The 21,419-nt window shown below is 38.1% G+C and carries 18 protein-coding genes; 5 read left to right on the forward strand and 13 right to left on the reverse strand.

Translation table 11 applies throughout. The features are described from left to right. Positions 1 to 32 precede the first annotated feature (32 nt). The 3 genes from E0Y80_RS03340 to E0Y80_RS03350 all read right to left on the reverse strand — a co-directional run bounded on the left by E0Y80_RS03340 (position 33) and on the right by E0Y80_RS03350 (position 6,233). Positions 33 to 2,450 carry an outer membrane beta-barrel family protein gene (locus E0Y80_RS03340; protein WP_156305998.1) on the reverse strand — a complete coding sequence of 806 codons (2,418 nt, stop codon included), beginning with the start codon at positions 2,448 to 2,450 and terminating at the stop codon, positions 33 to 35. Positions 2,451 to 2,505: 55 nt separating this feature from the next. Beyond that, positions 2,506 to 3,684, reverse strand: coding sequence for a PepSY-associated TM helix domain-containing protein (locus tag E0Y80_RS03345; RefSeq protein WP_156305999.1), 1,179 nt, complete (start codon positions 3,682 to 3,684; stop codon positions 2,506 to 2,508). A gap of 77 nt (positions 3,685 to 3,761) precedes the next feature. Next, entirely contained in the window at positions 3,762 to 6,233 is a 2,472-nt protein-coding gene (locus E0Y80_RS03350; RefSeq protein ID WP_156306000.1) for a TonB-dependent receptor, read from the reverse strand. 105 nt (positions 6,234 to 6,338) lie between these two features. Here E0Y80_RS03350 and E0Y80_RS03355 point away from each other — a divergent pair, with 105 nt between their 5' ends. The 3 genes from E0Y80_RS03355 (at position 6,339) to E0Y80_RS03365 (ending at position 10,232) form a co-directional block, all read left to right on the forward strand. Next, complete coding sequence (locus E0Y80_RS03355; protein ID WP_156306001.1) at positions 6,339 to 7,316, forward strand: helix-turn-helix transcriptional regulator; 978 nt, start codon at positions 6,339 to 6,341, stop codon at positions 7,314 to 7,316. Positions 7,317 to 7,480: 164 nt separating this feature from the next. Further along, complete coding sequence (locus E0Y80_RS03360; RefSeq protein ID WP_156306002.1) at positions 7,481 to 8,692, forward strand: bifunctional 3,4-dihydroxy-2-butanone-4-phosphate synthase/GTP cyclohydrolase II; 1,212 nt, start codon at positions 7,481 to 7,483, stop codon at positions 8,690 to 8,692. Positions 8,693 to 8,798: 106 nt separating this feature from the next. Next, positions 8,799 to 10,232, forward strand: coding sequence for an NAD-dependent succinate-semialdehyde dehydrogenase (locus E0Y80_RS03365; protein ID WP_156306003.1), 1,434 nt, complete (start codon positions 8,799 to 8,801; stop codon positions 10,230 to 10,232). A gap of 11 nt (positions 10,233 to 10,243) precedes the next feature. Here E0Y80_RS03365 and E0Y80_RS03370 read toward each other — a convergent pair whose 3' ends face one another. The 6 genes from E0Y80_RS03370 to E0Y80_RS03395 all read right to left on the reverse strand — a co-directional run bounded on the left by E0Y80_RS03370 (position 10,244) and on the right by E0Y80_RS03395 (position 14,578). After that, positions 10,244 to 10,750: a hypothetical protein gene (locus E0Y80_RS03370; RefSeq protein ID WP_156306004.1), complete on the reverse strand. Its 507-nt coding sequence runs from the start codon at positions 10,748 to 10,750 to the stop codon at positions 10,244 to 10,246. A gap of 10 nt (positions 10,751 to 10,760) precedes the next feature. Beyond that, a complete protein-coding gene (gene hemJ / locus E0Y80_RS03375; RefSeq protein ID WP_156306005.1) occupies positions 10,761 to 11,312 on the reverse strand; it encodes a protoporphyrinogen oxidase HemJ in 552 nt (183 codons plus the stop codon). Positions 11,313 to 11,444: 132 nt separating this feature from the next. Further along, positions 11,445 to 12,470 (reverse strand): uroporphyrinogen decarboxylase, encoded by a 1,026-nt coding sequence (gene hemE, locus E0Y80_RS03380; RefSeq protein WP_156306006.1) that lies wholly within the window; start codon positions 12,468 to 12,470, stop codon positions 11,445 to 11,447. An 11-nt stretch (positions 12,471 to 12,481) separates the two neighbouring features. Beyond that, the gene (locus E0Y80_RS03385) at positions 12,482 to 12,997 is read right to left on the reverse strand and encodes a hypothetical protein (RefSeq protein ID WP_156306007.1); all 516 of its coding nucleotides are present in this window, start codon (positions 12,995 to 12,997) and stop codon (positions 12,482 to 12,484) included. An 8-nt stretch (positions 12,998 to 13,005) separates the two neighbouring features. Beyond that, a complete protein-coding gene (locus E0Y80_RS03390) occupies positions 13,006 to 13,713 on the reverse strand; it encodes a response regulator transcription factor (protein ID WP_156306008.1) in 708 nt (235 codons plus the stop codon). After that, the gene (locus E0Y80_RS03395; RefSeq protein ID WP_156306009.1) at positions 13,703 to 14,578 is read right to left on the reverse strand and encodes a sensor histidine kinase; all 876 of its coding nucleotides are present in this window, start codon (positions 14,576 to 14,578) and stop codon (positions 13,703 to 13,705) included. The genes E0Y80_RS03390 and E0Y80_RS03395 overlap by 11 nt, the downstream gene beginning before the upstream one ends. Positions 14,579 to 14,698: 120 nt before the next feature. Here E0Y80_RS03395 and E0Y80_RS03400 point away from each other — a divergent pair, with 120 nt between their 5' ends. After that, positions 14,699 to 15,400 carry a YjjG family noncanonical pyrimidine nucleotidase gene (locus E0Y80_RS03400; RefSeq protein ID WP_156306010.1) on the forward strand — a complete coding sequence of 234 codons (702 nt, stop codon included), beginning with the start codon at positions 14,699 to 14,701 and terminating at the stop codon, positions 15,398 to 15,400. A gap of 18 nt (positions 15,401 to 15,418) precedes the next feature. Here E0Y80_RS03400 and E0Y80_RS03405 read toward each other — a convergent pair whose 3' ends face one another. The 4 genes from E0Y80_RS03405 to E0Y80_RS03420 form a co-directional block, all read right to left on the reverse strand. Then, on the reverse strand, positions 15,419 to 16,528 hold the full coding sequence (locus E0Y80_RS03405) for an SGNH/GDSL hydrolase family protein (RefSeq protein ID WP_156306011.1): 1,110 nt from the start codon (positions 16,526 to 16,528) through the stop codon (positions 15,419 to 15,421). Continuing rightward, the gene (locus E0Y80_RS03410; protein ID WP_156306012.1) at positions 16,528 to 17,346 is read right to left on the reverse strand and encodes a 3-keto-disaccharide hydrolase; all 819 of its coding nucleotides are present in this window, start codon (positions 17,344 to 17,346) and stop codon (positions 16,528 to 16,530) included. Before E0Y80_RS03410 ends, E0Y80_RS03405 begins: the two co-directional genes overlap by 1 nt. A gap of 58 nt (positions 17,347 to 17,404) precedes the next feature. Then, positions 17,405 to 19,897, reverse strand: a complete 2,493-nt coding sequence (locus E0Y80_RS03415; RefSeq protein WP_156306013.1) for a TonB-dependent receptor — start codon at positions 19,895 to 19,897, stop codon at positions 17,405 to 17,407. 86 nt (positions 19,898 to 19,983) lie between these two features. Next, positions 19,984 to 20,265 (reverse strand): ATP-dependent Clp protease adaptor ClpS, encoded by a 282-nt coding sequence (locus tag E0Y80_RS03420; protein WP_156306014.1) that lies wholly within the window; start codon positions 20,263 to 20,265, stop codon positions 19,984 to 19,986. A 68-nt stretch (positions 20,266 to 20,333) separates the two neighbouring features. Here E0Y80_RS03420 and E0Y80_RS03425 point away from each other — a divergent pair, with 68 nt between their 5' ends. Then, complete coding sequence (locus tag E0Y80_RS03425; protein ID WP_156306015.1) at positions 20,334 to 21,383, forward strand: 3-oxoacyl-ACP synthase III family protein; 1,050 nt, start codon at positions 20,334 to 20,336, stop codon at positions 21,381 to 21,383. Positions 21,384 to 21,419: the final 36 nt, after the last annotated feature.

A 21,419-nucleotide genomic window follows, 5' to 3' on the forward strand; every position in this document is an offset into this window, starting at 1 on the left:
CCTTTTTTGATTAACGATATATTTGAATTGGATTAATTTCCTCCTCTGACTCTACTTTGTTCATCCTGTTCGCTAGGATTTCTTTTTTTCTTACTTAATTCTTTTCCTAACTTGAGGGATGCTGAAAAAATAAGGGTTCTTGTATCCAGGTTGAAATGCTGATTCATACGTACTGATCCTGAATGGGAGTCTGCATGATAGTTCATGGTTTTAAAGATATCATTAGCCGCTAGCTTCAGGGAAAGCCTGTCTTTCCAGACGCTTTTCATCAGCCCAGCAGAAACAAATCCAAATCCTTTTCTTACAAAAACACCGCTGGATTGGTCTGAATTATATTGTCCGTTGATTTCAAATGCCCAACTTTTAGGTAGCTTAAAGATATTGTTGCTCTGAATCTCATAAGACCAGGATCTGTTTTTAATGCGTTCAGCATTAAAGTTTCCGAAATAATTATTTTCAAATACATTGGCATTGTTGATACTTGTCCAGAATTGAAGTGGTTTATAAGTATGATTTAGATTCATACCGATATTTCTAAAGCCTTCAATATTGGCAATGGATCGGATGGTCACATTCTGTTCTGGAATTTGAGTCAAAACACTGGTCATGACATCTTTTACATCTGTAAAATAGAAGGAAGCATGCAGGTTCTTTCCTAAGCTATAGTTTAATTCAAAGGAGTTTGCTAATTCGGGCTGCAATAGAGGATTTCCTTGATAAAACACGAAGGCATCAACATAGAAACGAAAAGGATTTAAATCCTCGTAATCTGGTCTGTTGATCCTGCGGCTATAAGAAAATTGGATACTATGGCGATCATTTAATTTTTTGCTGACCGAAGCGCTGGGAAATAGATTGGTATAGTTTCTTTTGTTCACGACCTTACTCGTCAACTGATTGCCTAGTGAATAGGTATTTTCAACACGTAAACCGGCTGTAAAATTCCAATTATTGTACTCCAGATGATAGTTGGCATATCCAGCGTGGATATTTTCTGAATACAGAAAATGATTGCTTGTACTCAAATCGCTGACCCATTGACCCGCTTTTAAGGTGTCGTTTATTGCATTATTGTCTGTTTCAATAAAACTACTCTTCCATCCTAGCTCCAATCGTTGGTTTGTCGAGATATGATGTAGATAATCTAACTTACCGACATATAATTCAGAGATCGAAGGGGTTTTATTTTTCCTTTTGGACAGATAAGGGTTTTGATGGCCTGTTTTTTGAAAATCGGACGTTAATTGTTGGTCGGATTTATAGTCGGCTACTAAATATTCAAAATCCGCCGATAGTAAATTTCCATGTTCTCCAATTGCTTGCTGTACATTGGCCATCAAGGTGTTGGTATTCCATTTACTTATATTGCTATTATCGGTCAGGGAATTGGATATCATTTCATCGTTGCTGAACAAAATATTATTGAATCCTTTATTGAAGTTATTGTAGGTTCCGAAGCTCCCGGTCCATGCTATTCCTAAATTCAGTTTTTCATTTGCCTGAAAATCGATTCCGACTTTCGCATTGTTTGTTTCCAAGGGTTCATCGGTATCGGAATATTGGACTGATTTCCTAGCTAAGGTTTCATCAGGATTCTTTTCAAAAAAGCGGTTGAAGGTTCTGTACTCCCTTTCACCCCTGTAGCCGCGATCATAACCTAAGATAAAATTCCATTTGTTGACCTGTCCATTAAAGTTTATTCCTGCGCCATATCTTTCTTTTCGACCTGCTCCGCCGTAGGAATTAACCGTAAGGTTGTAGCCAGCTTTCTTATCATTCTTCATAACAATATTTATCATTCCTCCCATCCCTTGAGCATCAAATTTTGCAGAAGGGTTGGTAATGAGCTCTATGCTCTTTAAGGAAGAAGAAGCTGTTCCTTTTAGTAAGGTTGCAAGATCCTTGGGAGATAAGTAAGATAATTTTCCGTTGATCATAACCGCAACATCCGATTTTCCACGCATGCTGATGTTACCATCATCATCGACTTTAACAGCCGGAGCCCGTTGAAGAATTTCTAAGGCAGTCATTCCATCGGCGAGAATGCTGCTTTCAATATTCAGCACCATCCGGTCAGATTTACGTTCAATAAGATTACGTTCGCCTTTGATGCTGATTTCATCCAAAGCTAAGGACGAAGGGATGAGGTTGATTTTTCCTAAATCCAGAGTCTCCTTTGCGACATTCAAATTAGTTTTCACATAATTCGAGTAGCCTTGGTAGGAAATTTCAAGATTGTAGTTTCCTTCAGGAATTTGAATGGAAAACTCACCCATTTCATTGGTCAGTCCAGTTTTAAGGGGTTGGAGCTGACTTCCTTTTAAAGAGATGGTAACCTGGCTTAATGGTTCATCATTTTCATTAAGGACAATACCCTGAATTCCAGATTGTGAATAGGCAAATGATGAAAACAAGAGTAGTAACAAACACAATTGAGTAGATAATAGCATATAGAAAGATTAAAATGAATAGAATGGTTTGTCGTTTTCATAGATCGATAGATTATTAGCCTGCAATTTTCTTTTTCTTTTTCCTTCTTCCCCACCAGATTAGGAAACCAGTAATAGGCAATGAAGTAGCAATAATACCGGCAAGAAAAGTTGAGAGTTTTCCAAATTGTCCCCACCACTGGCCCATGTGCAGTTGCCACACATAGTTTTCAACTTTCTCATGAACGATGTAAGGAGTCTCGACCGTTAGTTTTTCTCCGGTGTAGCGATCAAATATTTCCATGTCGAGATTTTCAGTACTTTTTAACCCTGACACTCCCATTTGAAAGACATAAGCCCCCAATTCGTTAAGGTTGTAAACCCAAATGGAAGCATTCTTTTTATGTGGGTTTTCAGCTAATGCTTGATAAGCATATTGGGCATAATCCAATGAAGATTTATGTTCGTCATAAGCTGGTAAAACAACGTCAATATGTTCATCAGAACCACCAAAGGATTTGATAAGCACATCACCTAAAGAATGGAAGAAAATAATGATGCCTGTTGCACTTAGAATAAAACATAGTAATAAGGAATAAAATCCGTAGACATTATGAAGGTCATAGTTTAGTCTTTTGAATTTTGCTTTCCATTTCACGGTGAAGCTATCCTGCCTTGTTTTTTTTGTCCATCTTTTTGGCCACCACAAAATCAATCCCGTGATACAGCTTAACAGAAAAATAACTGTTGATACCAATACAATCCAACCTCCAAATTGTCTGTTCAGCAAATTGGAATGCAGGTGTGCGGTGACATAAAAGAAATGCCCTGTATAATCGACTTTTAAAACCTCTGCGGTATAGGGGTTGATATAGATAAAGTTCAACCGTTTTGAATCATCATGGAAGGCTCTGACCCGGACAGATCTTTTTGGATCGTTAAAGAATACGACTTGAGACAGGCGTAATTTAGGATCTTTTTTATGGATAGCTTCCACAATTTGAGATGCGGTTGCACGTTTTTCACCAACCTCCACAAATTTAGACTCAGCGGCTGTAAAATCTAAAATTTCATCACAATAAACGATGATTGTCCCTGTCAGACATACAAAAACAACGATTAATCCTGAGACAATAGATGGCCACAGATGCAACCAAGCATTCAATCTACTGAACCAGTTTTTTCCTTTCTTTTTTACCGGGGCAGTATTCAAAGCTGGCTTGGGTCTTGTTTTTAATTCAAAATTCTTTATCATTCTATTTTAAGGTTGCTTTTGAAAATAAACTACCGCAGGAAAGATACCTGCAGTAGTTTGGCATTAGAAAAATCAAATTAGAATTTGAAAGATAAGTTCGCTAAGAATTCAAATGGACGTTGTGGTTTTCCATATACATCCCAGTATTTAACATTAGCGATATTATTTAATTTTAGTCCGACACGATACTTTGGTTGGTCGTAAAATATTGTTCCATTCAAAAGAGTATAGGCGGGTACATAGAAATCATCTTGCATATTTAGCAAGACATCACCTACGTAGTTAATACCTGCTCCAAATCCTAATCCTTTAACCCCATTATCCAAGAATTTATATGAAGTCCAGAAGTTGGCCACATGTTTAGGGCTCCAAGCATCACGTTTTCCGACTTGATTTTCAGCCGCAACAATGTATTTGCTGTCGTTATAACCATATCCTGCAATGATGTTCCAGCCTCTGCTCGGACTTGCTATCAGATCAACTTCCAAACCTTTACTTTCAAGTTTCCCATCTTGTACACTGATTCCTGGGATCACCGTTCTCAACTTGTCTTTAACACGGATGTCATAATAGCTTAGCGTTGCATTTAACAAACCATCAAATAACTCCAGTTTTGAACCTACTTCAATTTGATTGGCCTGTTCCGGTTTCCATTTTGTCAAGACAGGATCGGATTCAGGATCTGAAGGATTGGAAAGTCCCTGAGAAGCCCCGATATTCGAAAAACTATTCATGTAATTTGCAAAGACAGATACCCTATCTTTTAGGGGTTGATAAACAACGCCAATTTTAGGGGAGACATTTATTTGAGAATACCCTTTTTCGACCTCATAAAACGGATCGGTAGCTTTCTGTTCCACTTTACCTTGTTCATTAACAACCTGAGGTTGTCCAGGGTTATAGGTTGTTAAATCGTTTTGATGAAAGGCATTTATACGCGCGCTTAACATGACAAATAAGCGGTCAGAAATATTAGTCACATTGGATAGATAACCGCTAATTACGCGATAGTTACTTTCATCAATTCCATCGCCATAACTTCGTTTGGGTCTTGATGCTTCCACTTCAGATCTTGTCAAGGGTTTCCAATATGGATCCTTCACACTTACCGTGTCATATATGGCGAAGTAAGGAAACATATATAGATTTTTATCCTTGAAGAAAGTTGCATCAGCACCGATTAAGATTTTGTTCTTCACTTCCCCAAGCTGATATGATCCATTGAAATTTTGCTGCACAGCTGTAAAGTTCATGCTGTAATCATCAAAGATTCTATATCGACGTTCTACCCTATTGTCATCTACGACCATGGGAACCATGAAAATAGAACCTTTGTCGCCAGTATTATTATATAAGAAGGAAGTTTTTGAGCTCCAGTTCTCAGAAATCTGATATTCCAATTCAGCACCGATATTGATATTAGTACGGTTTGTAGCAATATCGTCAGAAGTAAAGGAGCGATCATAAGGAAGGTTATATTCTTTCAAATTAGAAGAAGACAGCTTATTTGTATTTCTTAGGAAAGCAACCAAGGGTTTAGTTGTATTATAAACATCAGCATCCAACCTGACCGTTGTTTTATTATTAGCTTTGAACAGGAGGCTAGTAGCAAATCCCATTGCTGTAACTTTACCTTCATTCTGAAAACCGTTGTTCGTCATTCCAAGTACATTAAATCGTCCCATAGCAGTTCGATCTTTATTAAGAGGGGTATTGATATCAGCCGTCAACCGATTCATTCCAAAGCTTCCAGTAGTGTAGCTTACTTCACCTCGAAAAGATTCAAATGGTCTTTTAGTCACATTATTTATGATACCACCATAGCTTGAGGATTGAGCACCGAACAAAGTTGCGGAAGGACCTTTAATTACTTCTACCTTTTCTAAATTGAAGATTTCAGATACTGCTCTTGATTCGACCGGCATACCATTTCTGACCATATTGGATCCTCCTTGATTGGTATTGGAAAAACCACGCATGGTAACTCCATTTCCACTATCGTTAACTCCATTGGTAATAATTGCACCTGGCACTTGAGCCATGGCAGAAATATAATCTGTAGCTGCAGTTTCCATCATTAACTCTTTAGTTATCACGGAATAGGCCTGCGGATTTTCAAGATTTGCCAAAGGCATCCTTGCAATGTCCTGCGTTTCTTTTCTAGCGAATTTGTTTCGTTGAATGTCCGAGACAATAATTTCTCTCAGTTGCGTTGATTTGGATTGTACAGTAATCCGATCCACTTGGGTCGTTTCACCTGGTTCTATATTAATTGAGATGGAAGAAATAGTATAATTAGCATAGGAAACCTCTAGCGTATAATTTCCCTTTGGGGCATGTAAGGAAAATGATCCAGATTCATCAACAGATGTGTTGAATTTGGTGTCTTTTAAGCGAATAGTAGCATATGAAAGTGGTTTACCATCTATAGTAAACACCTCCCCTTCAACAATACCTGTTTGTTGAGCAAATATGAGTGCTGGAATAGTAAATAAAAATGTTAGTGTAATAGCAGCCTTAAATAATTGCTGCGAAAACCAGTTTTTCATGTATTAATTTTATTTAGATTAATTATAAATAATGAGGCAAAAGTATTACTTTTGGTTACGCATCGATAACATTTAAGGGATATTCAACAACAAATAAGGGATAAAATGAAAACAGTTACCCTAAAAGAACTGTATGGGAAAGAAGAATTAAACACATTATTGGCCTCATCAGAGAGTCATAACTATGCAAATGGTTTTTCAATAAAGACTATAAATAATGAGCTCATTGAAGGCAGATTATATAAATTTCATGATGGATGCATTACGGTAAGCTTTCAGGAATGGAAATTATTGCAACCATTTCGGTTAAAAGTAAACCATAAAGAACCCATGATAAAGGTTCAATTTGAGATTGAGGGAGATTCTTTTTTTGAAAGTCTGACAAACGAATTTATACATATTCCCTCCAACCATTTTCAATTTATTAATATCCCAAATACGAACGGTCATCTTACTTATAATTGTTCGCGGAAGGTATTGGACATTCATATTGATCAGCAATACCTATATGACTTATTAAGGACACAGGGTTACTCTGAAAAGCATCTATTGGAACATTTCCTATTAAAGAATTATACGTTTTACCGTCATGCCTCGATAATCTCTGAAGTCCAAAAAAAGTTGATTCATGAATTATTGGAGCATACTTATCAATCAGAATTTGCGAAGCAATTTATCAGGACCAAGGCCATCGAGCTTATGATAACTGTTTTTTCAGGTTCGAAGAATTCTGTCGAAAAAAGTAAATGGAGTCAGACTGATATTGGCATTATGATTACATTGAAGAGTTATCTTGACGAGAATTTCCATCAAGATCTTCATCTCAAAACTTTAACACGACAATTCGGGATTAATGAATTTAAATTGAAAAATGGTTTCAAAGATTTATTCGGTGATACCGTATTTGGATATATCCGCAAGCAGAAATTAAAGAAAGCACAGGAACTGTTAATCCATACAGATTTGGAGATTAAGGAAATAGCTTACCTAACAGGTTTTAAGTATTCCCATCATTTCTCAAAAGTGTACTTTGAATGTTTTAAAATTTTGCCAAGTGTATATAGAAATCAGAAGGTAAGTTAGAGATAGCATGCCAATGAAAATAAAGGAATTTAGAATGGTCGGTCAAGCCACATAGTTGTTTAAACAATATAAATTCGAACAATAAGTTGAGCTCATCGATTTATGACAACTTACTTATAAAATAATGGTTAAATAGCCCTACCTTTGTATCATATTTAAAGCAAATGAAAATCCAATTAAATACGATTGAAGAAGCGATCGAGGACATTAGAGCAGGCAAGGTTATCATTGTAGTTGACGATGAAGACCGTGAGAATGAGGGTGATTTTGTTACTGCTGCTCGCAATGCTACACCTGAAATCATCAATTTCATGGCTACGCATGGTAGAGGATTGGTATGTGCCCCATTAACCGAAGAACGTTGTAGAGAACTTAATCTTGGTTTAATGGTCAGCGATAATACAGCGGTTTATGAAACGAACTTCACAGTTTCAGTAGACTTGCAGGGATATGGCTGTACGACTGGTATTTCAGCTTCGGATCGTTCCAAAACAATCAAAGCATTAATTGACCCGAACATAAGACCTGAGGAATTGGGTCGTCCAGGACATATTTTCCCATTAATTGCTAAAGATGGGGGTGTTTTACGTAGAACAGGACACACGGAGGCTTCTGTGGATCTAGCTCGCCTTGCTGGTTTTGAACCTGCAGGAGTATTGGTAGAAATCTTGAAGGATGATGGTGAGATGGCTCGTCTTCCAGACCTAATCAAGGTGGCCGAGCGTTTTGACCTTAAAATTATTTCAATTGAAGATTTGATTGAATACCGTTTAAAACACGATACCTTAATCCAGGAAGAGGTTACCGTTGAAATGCCTACAGAATGGGGAGACTTCAAAATGAAAGCCTTTACCCAAAAGAATACAGGTGAGCAACATTTAGCGTTGTATAAAGGTGAATGGAAAGAGGATGAGCCTATTTTAGTTAGAGTTCATAGCTCTTGTGTTACCGGAGATATCTTTGGATCATGTCGTTGCGATTGTGGGCCACAGCTTCATAAATCGATGGAGATGATTCAGAAAGAGGGAAAAGGGATTATCGTATATATGAATCAAGAAGGAAGAGGCATTGGCCTTGTTAACAAGCTTCATGCATATAAGCTTCAGGAAAGTGGAATCGACACTGTGGATGCCAACCTGCAGTTAGGTTTTAAGCCTGACTTGCGTGACTATGGTGTTGGTGCACAGATTTTGAGATTCATGGGCGTTACAAAAATGAAGTTGATGTCTAACAACCCTACAAAACGTGCTGGATTAATTGGATATGGCCTAGAGGTTGTAGACAACGTTCCGATTGAGATCGTTCCAAATAAATTCAACGAAGGATATCTTAAAACTAAAAGAGATAAAATGGGTCATACCCTTAACAATCTTTAATAAAGCATAGAAATGGAGGTTTAAAACCTCCATTTTGCATTCTATAAGGTGCAAATTACTGAAATAAACATTTCTCATTTCCAATTGTTCGATTAAAAAGTTTACTATGAAGAATTCCCTAATAATTGAAAAAGCATATTTAAACGGTTCATTCATCAGTTCCGATAAAACATTTGAAGTGATCAATCCATCGACTCTAAAGCCGGTAGGGAAATTACCGGATTTGACAGTAAAGGATTGTCAGAAATTTATCAATACGGCATACAAGTCATGGGATTCATGGAAGTCCACACCTGTCGGTGAACGATCCAGGATCCTTAGAAACTTATACAATCTAATTAATGAACATAAACAGGAGTTGGCTGAGATTATGACTTTGGAGAGTGGAAAACCCATTAAGGAATCCCTGACAGAAGTTGATTATGCGAATTCATTTATAGACTGGTTTGCGGAGGAAGGAAAGCGGGCATACGGCGAGACGATTCCCTCCATGGCAGGAAATACGAGAATGCAGACCATTAAGCAGGGAGTTGGGGTAGTCGCGGCCATTACGCCTTGGAATTTTCCATTGGCCATGATCACGCGCAAGGTTGGCCCGGCATTGGCAGCAGGCTGCACGGTAATCTTGAAGCCGGCATCACAGACTCCATTTTCTGCGATTGCATTAGCAAAATTAGCCGATCAGGCCGGGGTTCCAAAGGGTGTATTTAATGTGATTACCTCGAAGGACAGTAAAGGCATAGGTAAGGAATTGGCAAGCAATGAAAAAATCAGAAAGATATCATTTACGGGTTCAACCTCAGTTGGGAAAACGTTGATGGAACAGGCTGCCAGCAGCATCAAGAGAATTTCATTGGAATTAGGAGGCAATGCACCGTTCTTGGTTTTTAAAAATGCAGATATCGATAAAGCAGTAGCTGGAGCTGTTACTGGTAAATTCAGAAATACGGGTCAGACCTGTGTTTCGATCAATCGCTTTTATGTACAGGAAGAGGTTTATGAGGAATTTACCAAAAAATTGACCAAGGCTGTAAGAGAATTGGTTGTTGGAGACGGCTTGAAGAAAACATCGCAGGTTGGTCCGTTAATCAATGCGGATGGACTTAAAAAGGTTGAAGAGCATGTTCAGGATGCCATTTCTAAAGGTGCGAAGGTGGAAACAGGAGGCAAGCCTATGAAAGGCCTCTTTTATGAACCGACGGTTCTTTCCAATATGCCTAAGGACAGTATTATAGCGACAGAAGAGACTTTTGGGCCTATCTGTGCCTTATTTAAATTCAGTTCCGAAGAGGAAGCCATACAACTAGCAAATGATACGCCATTTGGATTGGCATCCTATTTCTTCAGCCAAGATGTTAACCAGTGTTTTCGAGTTTCAGAGCAATTAGAAGCAGGGATGGTCGGAGTGAATACCGGTTTGATATCGAATGCTTCTGCGCCTTTTGGTGGCGTTAAACAATCCGGTTTGGGCCGCGAAGGATCCAAATACGGTCTAGACGAATATATTGAAGTAAAATATGTATGTTTTGGAGGATTTTAACCTCCAAAACATTACCAAATATGATATCTCAAACCTAACATAACGTAATTAGGTTCGGCAACTTCATTCTTAAATTGATACTTGACTTTATATCCCGTATATAAGGACAAATCCACAGCAGGAAAATAATAACTTAAGCCAAGTTGTCCATTTGCTTTGGTAAAGTTTTCCGTGCGACGCATGGGTTGGTCCTCCGTACCTTCAACAGAATAGTCATAAGTAAAGAACTCCTGGCCCAATCCAAGCCCCATAAAGACGTTAAAGTTTGATTTCTCCTTGTTCAAAAAGCTAACCAAGTAATCAGCGCCAACCGCTAATAAATCGCCCCGACCATGGAATTGTGCCTGAATGGATTGACGGTTAGTAAAGTCATATTTACCCTGAACACCGAAGCTGGCATCATAGCCCACATCGTCTAATTTCAGATCGCTATAAAGACCAAATGCCCAATCATGTTCCTGCGCATTTAAAGTTATTGGCAAGATAAAAGCACAAACAATCCAAAGTAATTTCTTCATAATATACATATTAGTCAACCTGCTCGCCTTTATTTTTTCTATATTTTTTATAAAGCTTAACAAGTATCATGAGTAGAATTCCCAATCCAAAAATGCCCAATACGCCAAACACCCAGCCTAACGCTGATTTCAGGATAACTAGGAAAACGATGGCAAACAGAATCAGAGTAGATACCTCATTCCACAGCCTAAACTGGGAAGAAGTCCAATTACACTGCTCATCTCTCAGCTGATGCATGAGCCTTTGAGAAATAAAATGATAAACAATCAGGGCAGCAACAAAACATAGCTTGATCTGCATCCAGCCTGTACTTAATAATGCAGGATTAATGTAGAGCATGGTCAATGCTGAGAAGACAGCAATATACATGGCCGGAGTTGTAATTACCCACCACAGCCGATTCTCCATAATCACAAATTGCTTATGTAAGACTTGATATTCAACATCGGATTTTTGTTTCGCTTCGGTATGGTAGACAAACAATCGGGGCATGTAGAAAAGCCCCGCCATCCAGCAAATAACAAAAATAACATGAATTGCTTTCGCGTATAGATAAAGCATAATTTGAATTAATATTCAAAAATAAAAATTATATCCTCAAATAATGACATTGGTACGTAAGGAAATGATTTGCATTCAAAACGAAAGGAGCTGCCACAATGTGACAGCTCCCCTATTCAAAGTTGAAAATTCTTAATATCTGAATTCCTTGATTACCTCAATTGCATATTTTACGTTGTCAAAAGGCATATCAGGCATGATTCCGTGTCCTAAATTGAAGATGAAACCTTTTTCACCGCGCATACGTTCGAATAATTCTAATATTTTCTTTTTAATCACCGGTTTATCAGCGTACAGAACAAATGGATCCAAGTTTCCTTGAACGGCCATATTGCTTGGCAATGCTTTTTTGATATTCAATAGATCAGCATTCCAATCTAATGAAACCACATCAGGCTGTGCTTCAGCCATCACTGGGGCAAATACCGAACTACCTTTGGCAAATGAAATAATCGGAACATCTTTTCTATTTAATTTTGAAATGATGTATTTATTGTATTGGTGGGAAAATTCATGATAATCATTCCAAGATAAAGCCAAAGCCCAGCTATCGAACAATTGTAAAGCGTTCACACCGGCAGCAATTTGCATGTTTAGGTATTCAACGGTAACATCAGCAATTTTCTGAAGAATGCTATGAGCCAATTCAGGTTGGTTGTTCATGAAAGTCTTGGTTAATTTAAAGTCTTTCGAAGAACCACCCTCTACTAAATAACTAAGAATGGTGAAGGGTGCACCTGCAAATCCAATCAAGGGAACATTTCCGTCCAAACGTTGTTGGATGACGCGAATGGCATCAGCTACATACTGCAATTTATCCAAACAATCTACATTCAGGTATTCGGCATCTTTGGCATTTCTGATTGGATTTGAGAATCGAGGACCTACCCCTTGTTCGAAGGAAAGGTCTCCGCCCATTGCTTCGGCGGTAACTAGAATATCGGAGAATAAAATAGCTGCATCCACACCTAATAGGTCTATTGGCAGCATGGTAACATCTGCGGCAATTTCAGGGGTTTTGCACATTTCCAAGAAAGAATACTTGTTTTTAATTTCCCAATATTCTTTCATAAACCTTCCTGCTTGACGCATCATCCATACTGGAGGTCTTTCCGTAGGCTGCGACATCGCAGCGCGAATCAATAGATCGTTTTTCAAATTTTTGTCCACTACTTATGCTTATTAACTTCGTTTTGTATTTTCTCAATAATTGACACTTGGCGTGCCGTAAGCTTTAATTTATTGGTGACGTCCAAGTAAGCTTGAACGCGCTCATAATCATGCTTTCTCAGGTTGATATTTGCAAGATTAATTAACACCATCCCTTTCTCATTATCTTTTCTCCAAGGGAGCCTAGAAGCTAATTGAAAGTGATATTCCGCTTCTTCTATCTTTTCCTCTTTCAAGGCGATATTGCCCATCATAAATTCATAGAAATTACGTCTTCCCTTTCTTAATTTATCTGGATTCTTGATTTCGGCTAACAGTCTTTTCGTTTTTTCGTAGTCCTGTTTATGAAATGCCTGAGTTGCCAGATAAACGGTTCCTTCTTTAAAATAACTCCAAACCAGGTAGGCTATCCCACCAAAAATATAGACGGCGATATTGTAATGCTTTGCATAGATCGCATACAATAGAAAGGCGATCGCAATTGCGATTACTATTTTTCGTGCTTGATTCGTCATCGATTTACTTAGTTCGAGTTGTCTGTAAATTTATATCCAACGCCACGGATGGAGTGGAAATAAATTGGATGTTTTTGATCAGGCTCAAAGTACTTCCTAAAGGTCAAGATAAAGTTGTCAATTGTTCGGGTAGATGGGTAAACATCGTAATTCCAAACGGTTTCCAGAATCTGTTCACGTGAAACAGCCTCATTTCTACGCTCAATTAACAATTTTAGAAGCATAGTTTCTTTTTTTGTTAATGATGTAATCGTACCATCTGCCTGATGCAATTCAAAAGAGTTGAAGTAGATAGTTTTATCACCGATTGTATAGGAGTTCAATTCCTTAAGGTCATCTCCCTTCATTCCTCTGCGGATAAGGTTACTGACACGAAGAATTAATTCTTCAAGATTGAACGGTTTTACCAAGTAATCATCGGCACCTTTTTTCAGACCCGTAATACGGTCTTCTGAGCTGTTTTTAGCAGTCAAGAACATGATTGGTACTTCAGAGTTCTGTAATCTGATTGTTTCCGCAACTTGGAAACCATCGATTTCTGGAATCATAACGTCCAAGATAATCAGGTTAAAACGCTCTTCCTTAAAAATCTTTAATGCTTTTTTACCATCAGTAGCAGTAGTAACACGGTACCCTTCAAGTTCTAGGTTTAACTTGATTGCTTCTAATAGATGTTCTTCATCTTCAACTAATAGTATACGTTGTTTAGTTTGCATAATTTTCAAAAATAACTTCAAAAATGCTTCCTGTAGGAGTATTATTTTTCACCCTAATGGTTGCATTGTGTTTTAGTAATACTGTTTTAACAATATATAACCCCAAACCAGTTCCTTTGGTTTTACGGGTTGCCTCACTACCCACTCGATAAAACTTATTAAATATAAGTTTTTTTTCCTCATCAGGGATTCCTTCGCCGTGATCTGTTACTGAAAACAACAAGTTTGAACCTTGTTTGTTCAGTTTTACGAAGATGGTTGCACATGGAGGGGAATATTTTACGGCATTTTCGATTAAGTTGGTAATGACATTTGTGATTGCGAACTTATCTGCCTTGATTTCGATATCGGGATCCAGGTCAAATTTGATAACTTGGGATTTACATGCATTTTTCTGCAATCTATCGATAATCTGTTCCACTAATTCGGTGATATTGAAAGCCTCTTTAGGTAGTTGATAGGCTCTGTTTTCAAGTTTTGTAGTCAAAAGGACATTCTCCACTAAATCATCCAATCGCTCAATATCCTTGAGTGAGTTTGCCAAAAAGACTTTCTGCTGTTCACGGTCAAGGTCACGCTTTAAGATGGTTTGGATATACAGCTTGACAGATGCCAAGGGAGATTTTAACTCATGTGTAATGGCCAGTAAGAAATTCTGCTGCTGCTGGTTAATCTCATGTTCACGCTTTACCTGCTTCTTTAATTTCAAGGCACCCCAAATAAAGATCAATAAGAAAATCAATCCTTCTCCGATAATCATTCCCTTTCTATCTGGTTCGAATTTCACCAAGATAAAGCCCCACCACAACAATTGGGTGATTGCGTAAAAAATCAAGAAATAAAACAGAAATAATGCTTTTTTCATATCCTATAAATCCTGCGCAAATGTACTTAAATACGTCCTCATTAGGAAGTAAGCGCAACTTTATGACAGTAAACTTAGATTACAGGTTGATACAGCAAGGTATAGCCCTTATATTTGCACATGTTCAACGATAAAAAGCATCTATTTTTTGATTTAGACCATACCATTTGGGATTTTGACAGGAATGCTGAGGAAACGCTTAAGGAACTTTACTTCCGATATTCCTTTGATGAAATATTTAATTCACCAACCTCTGATGGGTTTATAAGCACCTATACAGCCAATAACCATAGGTTATGGAATCTTTATCATCATGGGGAAATTGACAAGGCTACACTAAGGAAATTGAGGTTTGCGGATACATTTACCCAATTAGGTGTGAACCCTGAATTATTCCCGGTTGAATTTGAAGAAGAATACTTGGAGATCTGTCCGACCAAGACAAATCTATTCCCAAATGCCCACGAAACATTAACTTATCTTAAAGATCGCTATACGCTTCACCTCATATCCAATGGATTTAAGGAGGCCTGTGAGAAAAAATTAAAGCATAGCAATCTGTCAGTTTACTTTGAAACGATTGTAATTTCTGAGATCATTGGGATTAACAAACCAGACCGAAGGATATTCGAGCATGCCCTGAATAACGGCAAAGCAATAAAGGATGAGGCTGTGATGATTGGAGACAATATCGATGCTGATGTTCGAGGGGCGCAGAATGCTGGTCTAGAAGCAATTTTCTTTAATCCATTGGAGGTTGAAAAACCTCAGGATGTAAACTATATGATCAAGGACTTAAAAGAATTACAAGAGCTTTTTTAATAAGCTCTTGTAATCTGTTTATTTTAGGATTCTCTTCAGCAATTTGCTATAGGCAGTTGCAATTTTCTCCATTCCGAAATCATTGGGATGAGCATAATCTACAGTTGAGTTATTGTCTAAGCCAATTTCCTTTTCAGTAAGCCAATATAAATTTTGATCTCCTTTTTGCTGCAGGCTTTTTACAGCCTTCTCCGCCACCTTGGAACGGCTTTGGTAATCCGCATTGGTTTTGAGGTTATAGACGGCAGGAACTTCGCTAGAGCTGTGTGCGGCGATGATTATTGGGGTATTTGGATGTACAGTTCGAATGGTCTTGACTGCATTATCAATCAGGTCAATTAATTTCTGTTCACCATTTTCACCTGCTATGGATAAATTTGGGATACAGTCAAGAATAAAAACTGATGCGTCTTGCTTATTGATCAAATCTAGGATAGGTTGCTCCAGACGGCCATTTCCACTAAAGGCAAGATTTATAACCTCTTGATTAAAATTTCTACCCATCCAATTGGTCCATCCTAATCCAGGTCTTGATGCACAGGCACCTTGTGCAATGGAAGTACCATAGATGACAATGGGCTTGGTTTTTTGATGGATGAATTCGATTTTCTCACCTTTATCTGTTCCAATTTCCATCCATTGCACAGAATTGTAAAGCGGAAGATATAGACGGTAAATGAAATCCGGGTTTGAACCAAAATCTTCAAACACATAAGATATGGTATCCTTAAAGCTATATTTACCATGCATCCAATTCCAGGTCTGAGAATTAGATTCCTTAGCATAGAGGTCAAGACCACTAACACCTGTTGTTGGCATATGGGGCATATTCAAGCTTCCTGAAACTTTATATCTGACGGTAAATGATTTGGACGGCGTTTTAAATTCTACATAGACACCAGCGCCATTTTGTCCAAGATCCCATACAGGTTTCCGGACTTGATCTTTTAGTTTTAAAGGCAGCCTAGCATATCCATCATCGGCATTCACTTCGCTTACACGACCTTCTAATGCTCCTTCTTGAAGAACATTCCTCCAGTCCAGTTCCTGGGCAGAAAGGAATAAGGTCGAGATACAAAAAAGAGAGCCCAAAAGGCTCTCTTTCCAATATTTAATTTTCTTAAACATTATAATTCTTTAACAGTGATATTTCTTAACCAAACATCATCTCCGTGATCTTGGAAGCCAATTACACCTGATTTTGATTTTCCACCAACATTGTTTAACAATTCGAAAGCTAAAGGCCATTTTTCTTTGCTGAATTTACTAGCCTCTAATAATTGAGTCCATTCTGGAGTCCATAATTCGTATTCCACTACTTTTTCATCATTTTGGTAATGGGTTACTTTTCCTTTGTTCACCACGATTTTAGCTCTGTTCCACTCGCCTGCTGGGAAAGCATTTTGAGGTTTTGCAGGGATCATATCGTATAAAGAAGATGATTTACGGTTTCCATCGACGCCTTGTTTTGCATCAGGGTGGTTTTCATTATCCAGGAGCTGGAATTCCGGACTTGAAATATAGATCGGTTGATCTTTAATTTCTTTAGCCAAGAAGAATACACCTGAGTTTCCAGCCTGAGAAATCTTCCATTCGAATTCTAATTCGAAGTTTTTGAAATCATGAGCAAAAATCAAGTCGCCACCTTCAGGGTTTTGAACACCTGCAGGAGCCTTGGAGAATTTCAATGTTCCATTATCAATAGCCCATTTACTCGGTAAATGGTCTTTTGCATATCCTCTCCATCCATTTAATGAAGATCCATCAAATAATACGTAGGCACCAGCCGAATTCTTTTTAAAGTCTTTAAGGGATACTTTAGGCAGTTCAAGTACTTCATAGGCAGGAACATCAGCTCCTTTAGGCGACGCTGCATTTTTTGTTGCACATGAAGCAACTGTCAGTCCGATTGCACCTACTAATACATACATAAAGTTTCTTTTCATAGTATAAAGTTGATTAAGTGAAAGTCTAATTTAAATATTCTTATCGTAATATCAAGTATTAAAATTGTTGTCCGCCCATATCTTCCATCTCAGGCCCTTGCTCTTCGCGTTTATTTTTACCTAAGTTCTGGATTCCGAAACGGTAAGTAAATGATAAAGTAACCATCCTACGCATCCATCTATGCGAAAACTGCATTTCCCTATTTGGTAAATAATTATGCATCTGGAATTTACGGGTATTAAATGCATCACGCACATTCAGCATAAAACTACCTCTATTCTTTAAAACATCTTTTTTCAACGCCACATCAACACCCTGCATAGGTTTCATTTCTCCCTGCATGGTCTTCATTCCACTTCTATAATCACCTCTAACCTGTGCAGAAAATGTCGGTGTAAATTTTACATTCGTGGTTAGATTTGCATTCCAGTTGAAGGACTCTCTTCCTACCAATCCCAATCCATCTTTTGGATGGAAGGTGATATGTGATAGATTGGCATTACCTGTAACATCCCACCATTTGGTCAGATTAACTTTGGTAATTAATTCGAATCCCATTGCATCTAAGTCGGACGCATTCTCCCACTTCATGTAAGTGACATTTGTTCTGTCACCTACGATATCGGCAATTAGGCTTTCATCGTAAATGACAGGCTGTGTCTGATCGTTTACGCGACGATAAAATACCGAAGATATAAAGTTCCATTTATCATAGAATTTTGAAAAGCTCAATTCCGTGGCATGTATATCCTCAGGCAACAGATTTGGATTACCCTGACGGTAATTCTGCACGTCTGACACATCAATAAATGGATTTACCTGCCATCCACGAGGACGTTGAACACGTCTTGAATAGCTTAGCTGAACCTTATCGCCTTGTCCTTTGCCAACAGCATAGCTTAAAAATACGCTTGGATAAAGTCTAAAATAATCTAATTTACCTTGATCATTTTTGATTATCGATGGATTTTCTAAATCATGTGACAATATGTTTGTATTAAGATTAGCTTGTTCAGCACGTAAACCTAATTGAACACCTAACTTTTCTGTCAACTGTCTTTGATAATTCGTATAAAGTGCATGGACCGTGCTTTTCATATCAAAATCGTTTGTGATTCGATAATCTGGCAAAAACTGTTGTGTCAAAGAATCCAATTCTTCTGAATATTGGCTTTCATCAGAATACCTTAGAATGCTGCGGTAACCAGCTTCGAATTTATGGTTTTCGCCTAATGGCAATACATAATCCAATTGCATGTTCCAGTTCTTTCCTGATTCTGATGTGTTGTTCACACGTTTTAAGTCTGCATTTCCATTGGCGAATGTTTGGTGGAAATCGTTCACACCATCTTCAGTATCATAACCAAAAGATACATTGGCTGTTAATTCTTCACCTTCGCGTTTTAATGTTCTTTTAAAGTCCAATTGTGCATCGACACCAAAGTCATCTTCATTTTGCAATGAATTACGGAAACTTGACGTTCCTAATCCGGGGACATTCCAGTATTCATAGTTGATATCGTTTCCACGTTCGTTATCACGTAAGCTAAAATTCGTTGTAAGACTTAGCGAGGTCTTGTCATTCATGTAATAATCCGTACCGAATCGAATCGTATGATTATATCCTAATCGTTTACTTTCTTCGATACTTTTGGTTCTAGGACTTAGGTCAGTAATAACACCATTGATATAATCGGTATTATCAGAGAATCCATTTCCTAGGCTATTTCTTCTGCTGAAGTTATAGTTACCAAAGTAGTTCATTTTACCATCTCTATAATTTAAGGTCACTCCGGCATTGGCATTTTCATAAGATCCGCCCGAAGCGTTTACTGAGCCATTCAATCCTAGTCGGGCATTCTTTTTAAGGATAATATTGATAATACCGGACTGTCCTTCTGCATCGTATTTTGCAGAGGGATTGGTAATGATCTCTACTTTTGCAATTGCATCTGCAGGCAATGATTGCAGAAATGAATTGATATCTGACCCAGCCATAGCAGATTCCTTGCCGTCTACTAAGAATCTGACGTTACTCGACCCCCTCAAGCTGATGCTACCATCAGATTCGAGTTGTAAAGTGGGAACATTGCCAAGAAGGTCTTGAGCGGATCCTCCTACACTGACCATACTTTGGGAAACATCGAAAACTTTTTTATCGATACCTATTTGTAGGTCAGGCAATTTTCCTTGCACAACGACCTCAGAGATCAGTTCTCCAGCTTCTTCAAGTGGGATGGTGCCTAGGTCAATATTCTTGCCAGGAGAAACCACGAAGTTGTTTCGTGTATATGTTTTAAATCCGATATAGGTAACTTGAAGATTATAGGTTCCTGGATCAACACTTTCAATTACAAAATTTCCGTTTGATCCTGTTTGGTTACCTCTGATATAGGCATTATTAACAGTTGATAAAAGACTTACGCTAGCACCTATTGCTGATTTTGAGCTGTCTTGTTCAATAATCCGACCTTTAATATTTACGGATTGGGCTAATAAAATAAATGGGAATAATAAAAATAAACTACTGAGGGTTTTCTTAAATAGCATTGTGGTCTTCCATTAGTGATTCAAGGCACAAATTTGCATATAAAAACATACAATAAAATCATCGTAACTGCATTATTACGAGGTTTTTACTCTACGGAGACAGTCAATCCCTCAGTTTTTAGGATTTTTCTATACACTTCCACTTCAGTGAAAGAGCCTTCTAAAATTGTACATTTCCCTTTGGTATGAACGGTCCAAGCAATTCTGGCGGCTTCTGTTTCGGAGTATTGTAGGTAGTGCATGAGGCAATGAATGACATGATCAAAGGTATTGAAATCATCGTTCCACAAAATCAACTTGTTAGAATCCTTGGTTACAGCAAGGATTTCTTCCAGGGTAAATGTTTCTTGTTCAACTTCAACGCTCATAGAGCAAAAATAGCTTATTTTTCAAATAAATCAGTATTTTAGCTGAATTGTTTATTAAAGTTAGACCTATGTTTCAATCAAAAATTGCTGGTTTGGGATACTATGTTCCAAAGAACGTATATACGAATAATGACCTTACACGATTTATGGACACGAGTGATGAGTGGATTCAAGAGCGTACAGGGATCAAGGAGCGCAGATATGCCAATAGGATTGGAGAAACAACAACAAGTATGGCTGTTGAGGCCTCCAAAATAGCGATAGAAAGAGCAAATACGACAGCTGAGGAGATAGATTTTGTCATTTTCGCAACCTTATCTCCGGATTATTATTTTCCAGGCTGTGGAGTTTTATTGCAACGAGAGATGGGGATGAAAGAAATTGGGGCATTGGATGTAAGAAATCAATGTTCGGGGTTTGTTTATGCCTTATCCATTGCAGATCAATTCATCAAAACCGGGATGTATAAGAACATTTTAGTTGTAGGATCTGAGAAGCATTCATTTGCTTTGGACTTTTCCACAAGAGGTCGTGCGGTTTCCGTAATTTTTGGGGATGGTGCCGGAGCGGTTGTTCTACAGCCTACATCAGAAGAAGGCAAAGGAATCTTAAGTACACATTTACATTCTGATGGTTCTGAAGCAGAGAAATTAGCCATGTATTATCCCGGTGCTTCTGCAGGCTATTATTTAGGGGAGAACATGCCCGAATGGCCGAATGTAGAGTTAGGAGAAATGTTGATGACCAAGGAAATGTTAGAGGACGGATCTGCATTTCCGTATATGGACGGACAGGCAGTATTTAAAAAAGCCGTTGTAAAATTCCCTGAAGTTATTGGGGAGGCATTAGCAAAGAATAATCTGAAGACGACAGATATCGACATGTTGATTCCACATCAAGCGAATCTTAGAATTTCACAATTTGTGCAGAAAACACTGGGATTATCCGATGACAAGGTATTCAACAATATCCAAAAATATGGAAACACCACAGCTGCATCCGTACCTATTGCACTATGTGAAGCCTGGGAAGAAGGACGTATAAAGGATGGAGAGTTGGTTTGTCTTGCTGCATTTGGAGCAGGGTTTACCTGGGGATCAGCTTTAATACGTTGGTAAAAATAAAGAAAGAACGGGTTCAGAAATTCTGAACCC

Source organism: Sphingobacterium endophyticum (assembly GCF_009733535.1).
Taxonomy (GTDB): Bacteria; Bacteroidota; Bacteroidia; order Sphingobacteriales; family Sphingobacteriaceae; genus Sphingobacterium; species Sphingobacterium endophyticum.